The organism is Tenacibaculum sp. MAR_2009_124, assembly GCF_900105455.1.
GTDB lineage: Bacteria > Bacteroidota > Bacteroidia > Flavobacteriales > Flavobacteriaceae > Polaribacter.
This window is the reverse complement of sequence record NZ_FNSF01000001.1, coordinates 715,025-732,512: the sequence shown is the minus strand read 5'-3', so window position 1 is coordinate 732,512 and position 17,488 is coordinate 715,025. Positions and strand designations below refer to the sequence as shown.

Genomic DNA, 17,488 nt, shown 5'->3' with positions numbered 1-17,488 from the left:
AGACTGTCAGCTATGACAGTCTTTTCCACTTCAAAATAACACCTAATCTATTCGATATCATAAATTAATCGCATTAGTACCTAGGTTAACTAAATATATATTCGCTTTTTGAAATATTATGCTACCGCCGACTCTTGCTTTGGAACCTCTTTTACCCCAGATTGTTTCGTTTCAAACTGATTAGACGTATTTTTTTGACCTCCTGCCTTTATTGCATTATCGCCTGCAAAGAAAGTTTTATGATCATCTCCCAAATCCGATCCAGCCATTCGTTGGTGTTTTACACACGATACTCCTTTTCTTATTTCTTGTCTTTGAACACCCTTTACATACGCTAACATTCCTTCCTCTCCGAAATAACCCTCGGTTAAATCGTTCATATGAAGTGCTGTTGTGTGATAGGTTGGTAACGTAATCAAGTGGTGAAAAACTCCCGCCTTTCTTGCGGCATCTAATTGAAATGATTTTATTTTTTCATCCGCTCTAAAACAAAGCTCTGAACCATCATATTCGGCATCCATTAAATTATTACGATCGTATCCAGTCATGTTTTCATCTTCTGCCAACATTTCTTCATAAACTTGATTACGGAAATTCAATGTCCAGTTAAAAGAAGGAGAATTGTTATAAACTAATTTTGCATTAGGTATTACTTCTTTTACCCTATTTACCATGCTAGCAATTTGACCAACATGAGGTGTTGGAGTTTCTATCCATAATAAGTCGGCTCCATTTTGTAAACTTGTAATACAATCTAATACCACTCTATCAATATTTGTTCCTTCTCTAAATTTATACAATCCATTAGCAAGTCGAACAGGGCGTACTAACTTTCCTTTTCTCTTTAGCAAAACTTCATTATCAGAAACATCACTTATGGCAACTTCTTCACATTCTACAAAATCTAAGTATTTCGAGGCTAAGTCTCCTGGTTCTTTGCTCACTGGTAATTTCTGTGTCAATCCAGCTCCTTCAGAATCCGTTCTTGCTACAATAACTCCATCATCAATTCCCAATTCAAGAAATGCATATCGAACCGCATTTAATTTGGCAATAAAATCTTCATGAGGCACAGTTACCTTCCCATCCTGATGTCCGCATTGCTTTGCATCAGATACTTGATTTTCAATTTGAATGGCACAAGCTCCTGCTTGAATCATTTTTTTTGCTAATAAGTAGGTAGCTTCCTCATTTCCAAAACCAGCATCGATATCAGCTATGATTGGTACAATATGTGTTTCGTAGTTATCTATCTTATCTTGTACATCTTCTCCCCTTTCCAGTTGTCTGTATAAATCATTTAATTCAATGGCATCCGCTTGCCTTAAAAAATTGTAAATCTCTTCGATAAGTGACGGAACAGCTACCTTTTCGTGCATTGACTGATCAGGAAGCGGTCCAAATTCCGAACGCAAGGCAGCAATCATCCAACCAGACAAGTATAAGTACTTTTTATTGGTTGTTTTGTAATGCTTTTTTACAGCGATCATTTTTTGCTGAGCTACAAACCCGTGCCAGCACCCAAGAGATTGGGTATAATTAGATGGGTTTTTGTCGTATTCGGCCATATCTTGTCTCATAATATTAGCCGTGTATTTTGCAATATCCAATCCAGTTTTAAGCTGATTTTGAGTAATCATTCTGGCCGCATTATGTGGTCTTATTGCATTCCACTTATCTCCATATTTTTCTTTAAGACCTATTACTGTTTCTAATGCTGAGCTATAACTGTTTTGTTCTATATTTTTCATAATTTTGTTCTTGATATAAGTTATTAATCTGTTAATGCTTATTTTGCCCTTTAAATGTTGCCGCATTTACGGGGCTTTTTTTTATAAAATTTCGTACGCTGGTAAGGTTAAAAACTCGATAAAATCTTCCGTTAATACTAGTTCATCGAATAACTTAATAGCTTCTTCGAATCTTCCTGAGTTAAATCTATCCCCTCCAACTAAATTTTTAATCTTAGTGACTTCTTCCTCTTTTAAAAATTGGTACAACTCTTTATTCAATAATTGTCCATTATCCAAAGAAACTTCACTTCGTAACCACTGCCAAACTTGAGTTCTAGATATTTCGGCTGTCGCCGCATCTTCCATTAGGTTATATAAAGCAGCCGCTCCATTTCCTTTTAACCAACTTTCAATATATAAAATCCCAACATTAATATTGTCACGAACTCCTTGTTCTGTAATTGTTCCTTTGGGTAATTCTACCAATGCTTCTTCAGTGATTATAAGCTCATCAATTCTTTTACCTATTTGGTTTTTATTCGGCATATATTCGTTAAAGACTGATCTGGCTATTTCAACCAAACCTGGATGTGCCACCCAAGTACCGTCATGTCCATTTTTTGCTTCCTGCTCCTTGTCTTTTCTTACTTTTGCAAAGGCCAACTTATTGGCTTCTTCATTATTCTTAACAGGAATTTGAGCTGCCATTCCTCCCATGGCGTGAACACCACGTTTATGACATTTTTGAATAACCCTTAATGAATAGGCTTCCATAAAAGGTGTTTGCATAGTAACTTGACTTCTATTAGGTACAATAAAGTTCTGGTGCTTTCTGAATTTCTTGATATAAGAAAATATATAATCCCATCGTCCACAATTTAAACCAGCCATGTGATTTTTTAATTCATAAATAATCTCATCGAGTTGAAAACTTGCTGTTATGGTTTCCACTAAAACAGTGGCTTTAATAGTTCCCTGTGGAATATTTAGATAATCTTGAGCAAAAACGAATACATCATTCCACCAACGTGCTTCCAAGTAATGCTCTAACTTTGGTAAATAAAAATAACTCGCAGAGTCTTTTTTCAATAACTTGTGAATATTATGGAAAAAGTACAATCCAAAATCTACCAAAGAAGCACTCATTTCTTCACCTTTAATGGTAATGTGCTTTTCATTTAAATGCAGCCCTCTTGGTCTTACCAATAAAACAGCTGTCATTTCATTTAATTGATAACTTTTACTTCTTCTTTCATCATAAAAAGAAATTGTTCCATTTACCGCATCTCTTAAATTAACCTGTCCATTTAGTACATTTTCGATCGTAGGTGAATTACTATCTTCAAAATCTGCCATGAAGGTTTTGGCTCCTGAGTTTAAAGCATTAATAATCATTTTACGACTCACAGGTCCCGTTATCTCAACTCTTCTATCCAACAAGTCTTTTGGTAAAGGAGCACAGACCCAATCCGACCGTCTCAATTCTTTAGTTTCTTCAGGAAAACTCGGGAAATTACCCGCGTCAAAATAAGCTTGATAGATTTTTCTATCTTCTAATAATGATAACCTTTCCTTATTAAACGTTTTATGCAATGCGACCAAAAAACTTAACGCTTCCTCAGTTAACACATCATTGTAGTTAACTGTATTAAAACCTGTTAATCCAATTTCTTTTGTAATTGTTTCTGTGTTCATGATTATCATTTTTTGTTTGATACAACAATGATATAAAATATTTTTGAACTCCACAAGCGAACGTTCGCTATTTTTACAAAGTTTTCTAAATTTATTAATTCGCTATTATTTACTATCTTTGATTTTATGCACATAGAAGATGAATACATTCGCCTTATTTTCGGGCTTAAACTCAAGCAAATTAGAACTGAAAAAAAGCTTTCACTTTTTGGTTTAGCAAAGCTTACAGGCCTATCTAAATCTTATTTAAACGAAATTGAAAAAGGGAAAAAATATCCAAAAACAGATAAAATTGCCATCCTTTCTGAACAACTTGATGTTCCGTATGATCATTTGGTTTCCCTTAAATTAGACAAAAACTTAGCTCCTATTGGCGAAATCTTAAAATCTAAAATTTTAAAAGAAATACCTCTTGAGCTTTTTGGTATTCAAGAAAAAAACTTGATTGATATTGTTGCTAGTGCACCTGCAAAAGTCAATGCCTTTATTAGTACAATTATTAAAATATCTCAAAACTATAATTTGACGAGAGAGAGTTTTTTTCTCGCAGCACTAAGATCATATCAGGAAGCCCATAATAACTACTTTGATGATATAGAAGACCATGTTCAAAACTTCGCAAATTCTTATCATTTAAATTTAGAAGAAAACGTTTCTTCTAAAGACTTAGAAGAAATTCTTGTTGAAGAATTTGGTTATACCATAGATAGAGACGAACTAGGAAAGCATAATAACTTGATGGAGTTGCGTAATATTTACATTCCTTCGAAGAAAACACTTTTAATAAGTAATGATATCTCTGAAGCACAAAAAACATTCATTTACGCAAAAGAGCTTGCTTACAATCATTTAAAAATCACACACCGCTTATATACGTTCCCTTGGGTGAAATTTGATGATTTTGATAAAGTTTTAAATAATTTTATTGCCTCCTATTTTGCGGGAGCCTTAATTATTCCAAAGAAAACATTGGTTAATCGTTTGAATACATTTTTCGATATGGAAATTTGGAAAACTGAGGAGTTTATTAAAATCATGGATTCGTACAATTGCTCTGAAGAAAGTTTTTATCAGCGATTGACAAATATTTTACCCAAGTTTTTCCATATTAAAAATCTATTCTTTTTAAGATTTACACATAAATTGGGATCACCAAAATTCAGACTTACAAAAGAACTACACATTACGCAGCAACAAACTCCTCATGCCAATAGAAATAATGAACACTATTGCAGAAGATGGGTTTCAATTCAATCCATAAAAGATTTAGAAAAAACCAACAATACTTCTTCATTTGGGCTACAAATCTCTTCCTATGAAAATTCTAATAACGAATATTTAGTATTGTCTTCTGCGACTCCCGATCCATTCAGAAAACAATTAAATAGAAGCATTTCTATTGGTTTTTTAATCTCGCCTCATTTAAAAAAGAAATTAAAATTTATTAGCGATTCAAAAATTCATACAAAAGAAGTTGGAATTACCTGTGAAACTTGTTCATTGAATAATTGTGAGGTTCGTGTCGCAGAACCTTCAAGACTCGAGAGACAACTTGAATATGAAAACATTGATAAAACCGTTAGTGAAATATTGAATAATTACTCCTAACATCTCTTAAAAAGAATTAGAACTCATTTCCTTTGTGAAACAGTTAACACAAAGCTTATATTTTCCCATTGAACCTTATTTAGTAATTTATTATTTTAGCAATTGCTTACAAACAACGATAACATTATATGGACCTTACCTTTAATAAAAACGAAGATCACAACAAACTTTTAGTATCAGATTTACGTAGACGTTTCGCCAAAGTAAAACTTGGTGGAGGTCAAAAGAGAATTGATAAACTCCATGAAAAAGGAAAAATGACGGCCAGAGAGCGTATTGATTATTTATTAGATGATGATAAGTCTATTGAAATTGGTGCTTTTGCTGGAGAAGACATGTATAAAGAACATGGTGGTTGTCCGTCAGGAGGAGTTGTTGTTAAAATAGGATATGTCCAAGGAAAACAATGTATTGTTGTTGCCAACGATGCTACGGTAAAAGCTGGAGCTTGGTTTCCTATTACAGGAAAGAAAAACTTAAGAGCTCAAGAAATCGCTATTGAAAATAAGCTACCTATTATCTATTTAGTAGATTCAGCTGGAGTTTATTTACCTATGCAAGATGAGATTTTTCCTGACAAAGAGCATTTTGGAAGAATTTTTAGAAATAATGCAGTAATGAGCAGTATGGGAATTACTCAAATTGCCGCTGTTATGGGTAGCTGTGTTGCGGGTGGTGCTTATTTACCTATTATGAGTGATGAAGCTTTAATTGTGGATAAAACGGGTAGTATATTTTTAGCAGGAAGTTATTTAGTAAAGGCGGCTATTGGAGAAACCATTGATAATGAAACATTAGGTGGAGCCACTACACATTGCGAAATTTCAGGTGTTACTGATTATAAAGCTAAAGATGATAAAGATGCTTTAAATACCATTAAAAATATCGTTGACAAAATTGGAGATTATGATAAGGCTGGTTTCAGTAGAAAAGAATCCTTTCCTCCAAAAGAAAATGAAAACGACATTTATGGTCTTTTACCAAAGGCACGTCACGAACAATATGACATGCTCGATATTATAAAACGCTTAGTTGATAATTCGGAGTTTGAACAGTATAAGAAAGGTTATGGTCAAACCATTATTACAGGATATGCCAGAATTGATGGATGGGCTGTTGGTATTGTTGCCAATCAACGTAAGTTAGTAAAAACAAAAAAAGGAGAAATGCAATTTGGTGGTGTTATCTATAACGATTCTGCCGATAAAGCTACTCGATTTATAGCCAATTGTAATCAGAAAAAAATACCTCTTGTATTTTTACAAGATGTAACTGGATTTATGGTAGGAAGTAAATCTGAACATGGTGGAATTATTAAGGATGGAGCGAAAATGGTAAATGCCGTCAGTAACTCTGTAGTTCCTAAGTTCACAATTGTTATCGGAAACTCTTATGGTGCCGGTAATTATGCCATGTGTGGTAAAGCTTATGATCCGAGATTAATTGCTGCCTGGCCAAGTGCTGAATTAGCTGTAATGAGTGGTGCCTCTGCTGCCAAGGTTTTATTACAAATTGAAACCGCTTCTTTAAAGAAAAAAGGTGAAGAAATCACTCCAGAAAAAGAGAAAGAATTATTTGATAAGATAAAATCTCGTTATGATAATCAGATTTCTCCTTATTATGCTGCTGCCAGAATTTGGACGGATGCTATTATTGATCCTTTAGATACCAGAAAATGGGTTTCTATGGGAATTGAGGCAGCTGATCATGCTCCGATTGAAAAACCATTTAATTTAGGAGTTATACAAGTATAATTACAACTTAACAAAAACGATAATCGATAAATCCCTCTAAGAGGGGTTTATTACAACTATCAAATACGCTTATAAAGAAATATGAATACTACAGTCATTATCAATCCAAAATAAAAGTACAACCAAATGTTTAACCTCAATATACTCTAATGAAAAAGAAGATTATAATTAGCGTTGTGGTTCTTGTAGGAGCTTTATTAGCTTATCAGGCATACATTTTCACCACTGCAAGTGAAGACAATATCAATCCGATTTATCTTATACCTGATGATGCCGTTTTTATTGTTGATACTGAAAGGCCTATCGATGCTTGGGATGAAATTAGCAACAGTAATATTTGGAAACACCTCCAAAAAAATGACTATTTCAGTGAAATAACTGAAAGTTTAAATACTTTAGACCAAACATTTAAAGAACAAAAAAAACTGATTGAGTTTATTGGAGAACGTGATATTTTGATTTCTATTCATGTATATAAACCTAAAAGTTATGGTTTGTTTTATACTGTGGATATTCAAAAACTATCGAAATTAAGATTTCTAAAAAACTCGATAGCAAAACTTGCTGGTGAAGGTTTCGAAGTTACTAAAAGAACCTATAAAGATCATGAAATTACAGAGCTTTATAATAAAAAGGAACGAGAAACATTATACCTTTCTTTTATAAAAAATCAACTCATTGCATCTTATACCCATGTATTGATTGAGAAATCAATCGATCAATATCAAACCCCTGTTATTGGTAGAGATGTTAACTTTATAGAAATCAACAAAGAAACTCCTGAAGATGGTTTTTTTAAGATGTTTGTGCAATACAAATACCTTAACAAATACTTAGCTTGTTTTTCAAACAAAATGAATTCTGAGCTTTTAAATACTATTGAAAAATCTTGGTTATATTCCGGTTTCAATATTGGGCTAAAAGAAAGTACAACGATACAAGCAGAAGGTTTTACTAATTTCGACTTGACTTCTGAAAGCTATTTACGGGCTCTTCAAAAATCTGGCAAAGGAAAAAGAACCATTGCGAAAGTGGCTCCTAAAAATACAGCGCTTTATTTAAGTTTTGCTTTTGATGATTTCGATACTTTTTACGAAAATTTCGAATCTATAAAGGAAGAGAATGAAGATACATTTGAAGCATATAATGAACAAGTAAAGGAAGTTGAAAACATGCTTGATATCAATTTAAAGGACGATGTATTTAGTTGGATTGGTAGCGAAATTGCTTTGCTTCATATTAACGATGTAATATCAAAAAAGAAGCAAAATTTAGCTGTTGTTTTAACGACCAAAAACATTGATAAAGCAAGAGAAAAACTCAATTTTATTCTTTCAAAAATTAAAGAAAAAACACCGTTAAAGTTTAAACAAATAAATTATAAAGGCTATGATATTAACTTTTTAGATTTAAAAGGCTTCTTTAAAATACTGGCTGGTAATTTATTTGCTAAAATGGAAAAACCATATTTCACTATTATTGATGATTATGTTATTTTTAGTAATAGCCCAAATACTTTAAAAGAGATTATCAATACGCAACTCATTGGTTTTACATTGGCTTCAAATCAAAATTATTTAGATTTTAACGATCAATTTGATGAAAAATCAAGTGTTTTCGCATATGTCAATACTCCTTATATTTATGATGAATTGCTGACATTAACCGATAGTAAAACACGAAACAGTATCCGTAAAAACAAAGATTATATTGTTTCTTTTTCTCAAGTAGGATTACAGTTGATTTCAAAAGGAGATTTTTTCGAGAACTACTTGGTTGCTTCATATGAAAACCCAGTGAATATTCAACAACAACAAATTGAAGACAAAAAACTACGATACGAACTCATACAAAAAATATCGAAAGAAGTAGACACCGTTTTAACTGAAGAAACAGTTTTTAAATTGCCCGAAATATATCCGAACGATTTAAGTACTTCTGAATTCATTAAAAAATATGAAAATGGACAAGTTCATATCGAAGTTGAACTTAAAAATGGATTAAAACATGGTGATTTTAAAGAATATTATAGAAACGGAAATGTAAAAATTTCTGGTAAGTTTAAAAAAGATGTTCAAATAGGAACATGGAAAGCCTACGACAAAGAAAGTGAAGATCTTTTATTCAAAAAAAGGTTCTAACGTTAAAGTATTGAGAAGTGAGAAATGAGTCCGCTTCACTACTCGATAGGAGATTATTACGTGTTTGTTTCGATCAAGACTGGCATTTCCAGTGAAATTATTTAAAATTAAAGGGAAAACAATTTTGTATCGAGAAATAAACAGGTAGTTCTCGATAAAAATTACTCCAACTGACAACAAATTAAAAGTTAGGAGTATTTTTAAAAAATAAATACTAAAACGCAAAACAATTAATTGTAAAATTTTATTGCAATAATTACATTTGCAAGCATTAAACAAATTTTTTATAAATGGGAAGAGCATTTGAATTCAGGAAAGCAAGAAAAATGAAACGTTGGTCAGCAATGGCTAAAACCTTTACTCGCATTGGTAAAGATATTGTAATGGCAGTTAAAGAAGGCGGTCCTAACCCTGAATCAAACTCTCGATTACGTGTTATAATTCAAAATGCTAAGGCGGCGAACATGCCTAAGGATAATGTTGCACGTGCTATTAAAAAAGCTTCTGATAAAAATACCGAAAATTATAAAGAAGTACTTTTTGAAGGATATGCTCCACATGGAGTAGCAGTTTTAGTTGAAACGGCTACCAATAATAATAACAGAACGGTTGCAAATGTACGTGCTGCATTTAATAAATGTAACGGAAACTTAGGTACTTCTGGTTCTGTTGCTTTTATGTTTGATCATACCGTGAACTTTAGAATCGAAGAATCTTCTTTAAAAATGGATTTAGAAGAATTCGAACTTGAAATGATTGAGTTCGATGTAGAGGAAGTTTTTAAAGACGAGGACGGGATTTTAATTTATGCTCCTTTCGAACAGTTTGGTGCCATCCAAAAATACTTAGAAGAAAATAGCTTAGATATTCTTTCTTCTGAATTTGAAAGAATCCCTACCACCACTGCAAAGCTTTCTGCGGAACAACAAGAGGAAGTTGAAAAGCTTTTAGATAAATTGGAAGAAGATGATGATGTAAATCAAGTCTACCATTCAATGGAAATGTAGTAAACACATTATTTATATTATATCGTATAAAAAAACTCCCGAGTAGGGAGTTTTTTTATGCTCAGTTTTTTCAATGATCAATTATCAGTAATAAATTATCAATGTTGAGTTTTGAGTTCTCAATTGTTAGTTTTACAAAAAATCCATCTCTAAATAGGTAATAAACTCTAACAGTCAATCTAACCCCGTTTCAAGTTCTCATCACGACTATCTTTATACAAAGTGCGACGAGACTCCGAAATTATTTCAGAATGACTTGAATATTTATTTATGCCTGACAATAAGCATTGAAATTCAACTCAACTCCTTCTCATTTTAATTCTGAACAACAACAATAAAACACCTGAATATATAAAGTAATTATTCTTACTTTTTGTACATTTCCTAACCAAAAACCAACCTACAAAAAAACTAGCTAATGTTATCAGATGAAAGAATACAGTATTTTCTTGAAACGAAATATGAAGATTTAAAAGAAAGTGAATATGATGAACTTGTAAAAAATTACTTCCAAGAATCTAAAAAGAATTGGTATAATAAAGAAATAGGTGAATTAACTACCAAAGAATTAAAATCATGGAGACCCAATGCAGTTAAAACTTTTTGGAAATTAATTAGGCTACACGCAAAGAAAGAAGCACTGAAAACCAAAAAATTAAATTGTAAAGGCTTCCATTTTCCACGTTTTGAAGGTGTTTTCAATCAATTAATAAAAAATAGAACTCACAAATTAGTATCTGGTAACTTTTGGGAATCTGGTGAAGAAATTAGTTTTTATTGTGAAGTAGAATTTGATGAAGCAATTTTCGAAGGTTACGGGGACTTTAAAAATTGTTTTTTTTATAAAAACGCATCGTTTACGAACTCGGTATTTCATGATAGTTTTAATTTCATGAATGCTAAATTTAATGAAGATGTAAACTTTTCCTTTGTTACATTTAAAGAAGACTGTGGAATCAATTTTAGTCGTGCTAAATTCAAAAAATTCTGTAATTTTCGCATTACAAACTTCAAAGGGGAAGCTAACTTCACGGAGACGTCATTTTCATCAGCTGATTTTAGTTTCTGTGAATTTTCTTCTTCTACTTGCTTCGTGCGTAATATATTCGATAAGGAAATAGACTTCAATAACACTAAATTCATAAAAAACGAATCAGTCCTTTTTTCTGATATAAATCAAATAAATGAGTCTGTTCTATTTGTTAGTAACACTTTTAATGAAAATACTATATTTAGGCGAGTAGACATGAAAAACGTCTGTTTGTGGCAATCGAATATTGAAATAGTAAAATTTGAAGACTGCAGTTGGAATGAAAAAGGAAGTAGAATTGTTTTGTTAGATGAAAAAAAAATACCTAATACAGAAGAAGGAAAATTAGGTCAATTAGAATTAATATTTAGACGTCTAAAAAAGAATTTCTCTAATAATAAACATTGGGAACAATCAGCAAAAGCTCATTTAAGTGAAATGCTTATGAAACAAAAAAACCTTTGGAAAGAAAATAGTATTTTCGAATGGACTATATACGTGTTTTACAATATACTTGGTGGTACACAAGATTTTAAAAGACCTTTCTTTATTCTCTTTATTTCTACAACTCTAATTTTTCCATTAATTTATTCAGATTGGTGTTTCCTTAATCCATGTTGTGACTGGAATTGGAATCCTATAAGAAAGAGTTTAGATGCTGCTATTCCATTATTCAAACCTAGTTTAGAATATAAATATTGGGGGATAAGGTATTTACAAACAATATTTTCTGCCATACTCATAACCTTTTTCATACTAGCATTAAGAAAGAGATTTAAACAATAAACTTCGTAAACCAATACATATATATAAAATAAAAACTCCCTACTTGGGAGTTTTTTTATTTTTAAATCTCATTATTAAATTACTCTTATATTCTAAGCCATTTTCACCATATTCTTTGGCCAAGGGTCTTGGAATTCATGTCCGTATTCCCAATGATCAATTTCTTCTTCTGTAAGAAAACACATTTTTAAAGCTTCGGTAAATCGATCAACATGATCTCTGTCACCAATAACGGTTAAATGACAATGACGATCCCCAAAACGACCTGTTTCTTTGTTCAAAAGTTCTTCCAATTGTTCTAGCTCCTCATCACTAAGATTGTTATTTTCTTCTTCTAAAACCCCCGAACGCCAATACCCCATTAATTCAAGGCTAATGTTCCCTGCCGCCTGATTCCATAATAACGATATTTTATCACGAGTACACAGCCAAAAAAAACCTTTACTTCGATAAATTCGTTGATCTAAATATTTATGACAAACCTCCCATAGGCGTTGAGGATGAAATGGTCGATCATCTTTAATCACTTTGGTTACCATATTATAAGGTCGATCGGCATCTAACTCCTTCTCTAGCGTAGGTTTTAATTCTTCTATTAATTTTGCCACTTTGAAAAAATCATAACTTGGTAAATTCAATATGCTATCGAAATCCAACCTTCCAAATTGTACAGAAAGTACATCTACATAAGGATTAAGTGGATGAATGGATTGGGCAATTGTAGCTAGCTTTCCTTCGGGTATTCTATCTGCTTTTGTTAAAATCAAATGACTACAGAACATTATTTGCTCTACTAACAAATTAACCATATCTCTTTTTTGAGATTGTAAGTTGTTTTGTAAACTAGGGATTAATTGTTCACCATAATTATAATCCTGTGCAAACATAGAACTATCTGCCAACACCAATACTCCCGTCAAATCGAATTCTAATTGCGATTTAAAGAACTCTATCAAAGGCATCGGATGACAGCTTCCAGAAGTTTCAATAATGATTAAATCTGGTTTATGATTTGACAGCATCTTTTTGAGTACCTCCTCCAATTTTTGGATTCCTTTTTTACTACTCAATACGCAAGAATGGATAGACTCAAAATTATGATCGGCCTTTCTAACAATTTCTGTATCTGCAATTAACTCGCCATCAACATCAAGCTCGCTCATATCATTAACAACAACCGAAACAGACAATTCTTTCTTTTTAGATTGTACGAGTAGGTTTCTCAACGTCGTAGTTTTTCCAGAGCCTAAAAACCCATTTAATATAACAACAGGCACCTTGGCTTGTTGGTTTGTTATTTCATTTTTCAATTTCGAACTGTTTACTCATTAGCAGTTTCTAAGTTCAATCAAACTTATAACTACTGCAATATTATTAAAAAAGGGCTTAAAAACACACAGAACTTCATAAAACTAAAACAGGCTTCAATTTTAACTTAGTTAACCTTGAAGCCCGTTTCTTTTAAAAAATATTTTGATCTAGCTCTAATTTTTCATTCTTCCAATTCTTTGGCCTTGTAAAAAACTTAACTCAGTCATATGTTCTTTTTCCATAAAAATTAAAATCTTCGATCCTCCGTAGGCAAAATGCCCAAGTTTTTCTCCTTTCTGAACTTCAACAGGCTTTGAATCCTTAACATTCCTGAATTTTTCTTCAAAATTTATTGAATTTATGGTCGCTAATCCAATAGGAACCATAGCTATATGACCGTATTTTTCAGTATCAATAATATAATAACCTCTGTGGTAAGTCCCTGTTTTACTTCTGTCGTAAAATGCTCCTGGGAGGTTTTCATTAGACTCTAGCATTTTACCGGAAACAGGAGAATGGAAATGATGATATGATGTTGGAACTAAAATCAAGGTAACTACAGTACCTTCTTTAAATTTTTTAGCAAATTTTGAATTACTCAATATCTCTGCGACTTCCAAATACTCACTCCCTTTTGTATTTATCTTGGTATCGAGCTTTATATTATAGTTTATCGCTGCAAGCTCGCAATCCGCTGGTGATACGAAAATGCTTTTGTCAGTTGGCGAATCAATTGTTCTAGCTCCTAACTTCAAATCTCTTGTAAAAAACTCATTAAAAGATTGAAACCCTTTTTCTGGAACTTGGTAATCGTCTATATTTATCAACGCATCCTTCAACCACTTATCCAATTTTTTTCTAGACGCTTTACTGTCCATATATTTACCTCTCGCAATGGCAAAATTTTGTAACCAGGATTTGCCTGGTTCTTCATACAGCATTTCTAATCCTTTCGGATTATTCTTATAAAACTGCTCAAATCGTCTAATATAAGTTAATCCATCATCAACTAATGGCAGAAAATAATACCAGTCCTCTACAAACTTAAACAAATCTGTAGGCGACTTTTCATACCAGTAATTATTAGCATCATTTTTTTTGATGTATTCAAAAGAATCATCAATAGTCGATTTAAAAGATTTATTTTGTTCGTACAATTGACGAAACTCATTGATGATATAGCTTGGAGGAAGCTCTATTTTATTTGAATTCGATTGCGCACTTAGTGGAATCTGATTTAAAAATAAAATTGCAAGTAACAATACTCTTAAAGTAGTCATAGTTTGGTTATTTGGTTACTACAAAAAAAGGAAAATTTATATATATTATTAAGTTTTCAGCATTTTTATTTACTACAATTTTAAAGTAAATCAATAACTTAGAAAGTTATAAGTTTTCAATTACCATAAAAAAGCCTTACTTTATCGGTAAGGCTTTGAATTAATAATTTCTATATTTTTTTGTTTCTTCAAATATATGGTCGAGTATTCTTTTTTCTTTCTCATCAAATTCTAAGCCTCTTCTTTTCATTACTACTTCTGCAACTTCAAATACTTTATTTGTTTTATACTCAGTAAAGCCCGATGCTCCTCCCCAACTGAAAGATGGTACAAAATTTCTTGGAAATCCACTTCCAAAAATGTTTGCAGAGACTCCAATAACCGTACCCGTATTGAACATGGTATTGATTCCACATTTAGAATGGTCTCCCATCATCAATCCACAAAATTGCAATCCTGTTTTTGCAAACCTTCCTGTTTCATAGTTCCACAAACGAACTTCAGCATAATTGTTTTTTAAATTAGAATTATTAGTGTCCGCACCAAGATTACACCATTCACCAAGAACAGAATTTCCTAAATAACCATCATGTCCTTTATTTGAATGCTCAAATAAAACCGAATTATTTACTTCACCTCCAACTTTACAATAAGGTCCGAGTGTAGTTGCTCCATAAATTTTTGCTCCCATTTTCAATACCGAGCTTTCTCCCATGGCAAAGGCGCCTCTTATCATACAACCTTCCATAACCAAAGCATTCTTACCGATATAAATTGGTCCTTTAGAAGCATTTAGAGTTGCAAATGTAATTTCAGCACCTTCTTCAATAAAAATATCTTCTCTATTTATACAATTAACGGTTTCTGGAATTGGCTGCGACTTCCTTCCTTCGGTAATTAAATCGAAATCAGCTCTAATCGCTTCAGCATTTAAATTAAAAATATTCCAGGTATTTTTTATTTGAATAAGATCATCATCAAACTCAATTTGATCATATTCACTAAAATCTACTTCTTCTTGAGAGTCTGTTGTATAAAAAGCAATTACATCCTCACCTTTAAAAATTGCCTGATTTGGTTCAAGGTTCTTAACCATTTCAACTAATGGTTTCGTTGGTATATATGATGAATTTAATAAAATATTAATTTCCATTTCTACCATTGGAAACTTCTCCTCTAAATACTCTTCAGTAATGGTTGTGGTAGTTATTCCTAAAAACTTTTCCCACTTTTCTCTTATGGTTAAAATTCCTACTCTAATATCAGCCACAGGCCTCGTATATGTAAATGGTAACAAGGCATTTCTCACATCACCATCAAATAAAATGTAATTCATTTTTTTATTTTTACAGCAAGACAAACTTACCAATTTCAATTCATTTTACAAGTCAAAATTTTAACCTTACTTTTGTTATACAAAAATTAAAATATTTCAATGAAAAAAATACTAGCCTTGATTCTGGTAATTATAGCTTTAATAGCTGGTTTATATTATGCTTTTATCTATTTTATCCCTTACAGTGAAGGTGTTCGCTCGGGAGAATTAATTAAAATTAGCTACAAAGGAATTGCCATAAAAACTTGGGAAGGCCAAATAAGTCAAGGTATTTCAGGAGCTCAAATTTTTTCTTTTTCCATAGAAGATAAAGAAAAGGAAGTAATTGATAATCTTCAAAAATATCAAGGAAGATACGTGAAAGTACATTATAAAGAGCGTTTTGGTACTTTCTTTTGGTTAGGAGATACTAAATATTTTGTTACTAAAGTAGAAGAAGAACAATCACCGCATTTTAGGGGTGGTACGATAGAAAAAAATGAAGAATAAATTTGTTAATGTAGAAGACACAAGAATATCTATTACTGAACTCATGCTGCCGGCTCATGCTAATTTTAGTGGTAAAATTCATGGTGGTTATGTGTTAAATCTAATGGATCAAATCGCATTTGCTTGTGCGTCTAAACACTCAGCTACCTATTGTGTAACTGCTTCGGTGGATACGGTAGATTTTTTAAATCCTATTGAGGTTGGTGAGTTAGTTACCATGAGAGCGTCCATTAATTTTGTCGGTAAAACTTCAATGGTGGTAGGAATTAGAGTTGAATCTCAAAACATTCAAACAGGAAAAGTAAATCATTGCAACTCTTCTTACTTTACCATGGTAGCGAAGGATGAAAATGGAAAAGGAAAAGCTGTTCCTGGAATTATTATTAATGACGAAATAGAAATGCGAAGGTTTTTAAAAGCCGTTAAACGTATTGAAATGAAAAAGAAACGTCAGGAAGAATTTGACAGTAAAGACTTTATTGCTCATAACTACATTAAAGACTTAGAAGCTTACAACGTAAAAATTGAATTGTAATTGACACCAGAAATTATAGATTTAAGTCAAGAAATTTATGAAGACATGCCTGTTTATAAAGGATTACCACAGGTAAAAATGTCTGTTCATAATACACATGAAGAGTGGGATGGCATTGAAAATCCAACTACAATCACTCCTAGTGTTTACAAACTGGAATTAGGTGAACATACTGGAACACATGTTGACGCCATCAATCATATGGCTGCAAAACACAAAGGGAAGTCTATCGATACTATGCCTCTCTCTATGTTTTATACCGAAGGAATATGTTTAGATTTTTCTCATAAAGGCTTGAAAGAACTCATTTCCTCTAAAGAAATTGAAGAGGCCTTACGTAAAGAAAATCTTGAAATTCATCAAGGTGATACAGTTTTACTATATACTGATCATTATCGTAAACATTTTAATACCGACAATTGGAAAGATGGTCCAGGAATTACAGTTGAATGTGCCGAATATTTAGGTACTAAAAAAATAGCCGCTTTTGGAGTAGAAACCATGTCACCTGGGGTACCTGGAGTCTCAAATAAAAAAGTACATCATGTTTGTGGAGATTATGGGTTTACTCACTATGAGAACATGATCAATCTTCATAAATTAATTGGAAGAGGTCGATTTCGTTTTATTGCCCTACCTTTAAAAATAAAAGGAGGTACTGGATCACCTGTTCGCGCTATAGCTGTTTACGAATAGTAACACCATTATACCATCATAACAAACGAAATTTGGTAAGCAACATCCAAAAACATATTTTTGTTAATATTTAACAACTGATCATTT

General features: G+C 32.1%; 13 protein-coding genes. 8 read left to right on the top strand and 5 right to left on the bottom strand.

The genetic code is table 11. The features are described from left to right. Positions 1-116: 116 nt before the first annotated feature. Both BLW23_RS02335 and aceB read right to left on the bottom strand, forming a co-directional pair. Positions 117-1,751: an isocitrate lyase gene (locus BLW23_RS02335; protein WP_093667634.1), complete on the bottom strand. Its 1,635-nt coding sequence runs from the start codon at positions 1,749-1,751 to the stop codon at positions 117-119. An 81-nt stretch (positions 1,752-1,832) separates the two neighbouring features. After that, on the bottom strand, positions 1,833-3,428 hold the full coding sequence (gene aceB / locus BLW23_RS02330) for a malate synthase A (protein WP_093667633.1): 1,596 nt from the start codon (positions 3,426-3,428) through the stop codon (positions 1,833-1,835). A 126-nt stretch (positions 3,429-3,554) separates the two neighbouring features. Between aceB and BLW23_RS02325 the strand changes: the two genes are divergently transcribed. The 5 genes from BLW23_RS02325 (at position 3,555) to BLW23_RS02305 (ending at position 11,754) form a co-directional block, all read left to right on the top strand. After that, positions 3,555-5,036: a helix-turn-helix domain-containing protein gene (locus BLW23_RS02325; RefSeq protein ID WP_093667632.1), complete on the top strand. Its 1,482-nt coding sequence runs from the start codon at positions 3,555-3,557 to the stop codon at positions 5,034-5,036. Positions 5,037-5,164: 128 nt separating this feature from the next. After that, positions 5,165-6,790, top strand: coding sequence for an acyl-CoA carboxylase subunit beta (locus tag BLW23_RS02320; RefSeq protein ID WP_093667631.1), 1,626 nt, complete (start codon positions 5,165-5,167; stop codon positions 6,788-6,790). Between the two features lie 149 nt (positions 6,791-6,939). Beyond that, complete coding sequence (locus tag BLW23_RS02315; RefSeq protein WP_093667630.1) at positions 6,940-8,931, top strand: DUF3352 domain-containing protein; 1,992 nt, start codon at positions 6,940-6,942, stop codon at positions 8,929-8,931. A 290-nt stretch (positions 8,932-9,221) separates the two neighbouring features. Further along, positions 9,222-9,938: a YebC/PmpR family DNA-binding transcriptional regulator gene (locus BLW23_RS02310; protein ID WP_093667629.1), complete on the top strand. Its 717-nt coding sequence runs from the start codon at positions 9,222-9,224 to the stop codon at positions 9,936-9,938. A 418-nt stretch (positions 9,939-10,356) separates the two neighbouring features. Beyond that, entirely contained in the window at positions 10,357-11,754 is a 1,398-nt protein-coding gene (locus BLW23_RS02305; protein ID WP_093667628.1) for a pentapeptide repeat-containing protein, read from the top strand. A gap of 92 nt (positions 11,755-11,846) precedes the next feature. Here BLW23_RS02305 and BLW23_RS02300 read toward each other — a convergent pair whose 3' ends face one another. The 3 genes from BLW23_RS02300 to BLW23_RS02290 all read right to left on the bottom strand — a co-directional run bounded on the left by BLW23_RS02300 (position 11,847) and on the right by BLW23_RS02290 (position 15,681). Then, positions 11,847-13,064, bottom strand: coding sequence for a CobW family GTP-binding protein (locus tag BLW23_RS02300; RefSeq protein ID WP_218134022.1), 1,218 nt, complete (start codon positions 13,062-13,064; stop codon positions 11,847-11,849). Between the two features lie 174 nt (positions 13,065-13,238). Then, the gene (locus BLW23_RS02295) at positions 13,239-14,345 is read right to left on the bottom strand and encodes a phosphatidylserine decarboxylase (RefSeq protein WP_093667627.1); all 1,107 of its coding nucleotides are present in this window, start codon (positions 14,343-14,345) and stop codon (positions 13,239-13,241) included. Between the two features lie 160 nt (positions 14,346-14,505). Then, the gene (locus BLW23_RS02290; protein ID WP_093667626.1) at positions 14,506-15,681 is read right to left on the bottom strand and encodes a GlmU family protein; all 1,176 of its coding nucleotides are present in this window, start codon (positions 15,679-15,681) and stop codon (positions 14,506-14,508) included. A gap of 99 nt (positions 15,682-15,780) precedes the next feature. On the opposite strand from BLW23_RS02290, the gene BLW23_RS02285 reads away from it, so the two are divergent. From BLW23_RS02285 to BLW23_RS02275, 3 genes are read left to right on the top strand one after another with little or no spacing between them, the layout of a single operon-like run. Further along, positions 15,781-16,170: a 6-phosphogluconate dehydrogenase gene (locus BLW23_RS02285; RefSeq protein ID WP_093667625.1), complete on the top strand. Its 390-nt coding sequence runs from the start codon at positions 15,781-15,783 to the stop codon at positions 16,168-16,170. Next, positions 16,160-16,705, top strand: coding sequence for an acyl-CoA thioesterase (locus BLW23_RS02280; protein WP_093667624.1), 546 nt, complete (start codon positions 16,160-16,162; stop codon positions 16,703-16,705). The genes BLW23_RS02285 and BLW23_RS02280 overlap by 11 nt, the downstream gene beginning before the upstream one ends. Further along, the gene (locus BLW23_RS02275; protein ID WP_255362712.1) at positions 16,706-17,401 is read left to right on the top strand and encodes a cyclase family protein; all 696 of its coding nucleotides are present in this window, start codon (positions 16,706-16,708) and stop codon (positions 17,399-17,401) included. Positions 17,402-17,488: the final 87 nt, after the last annotated feature.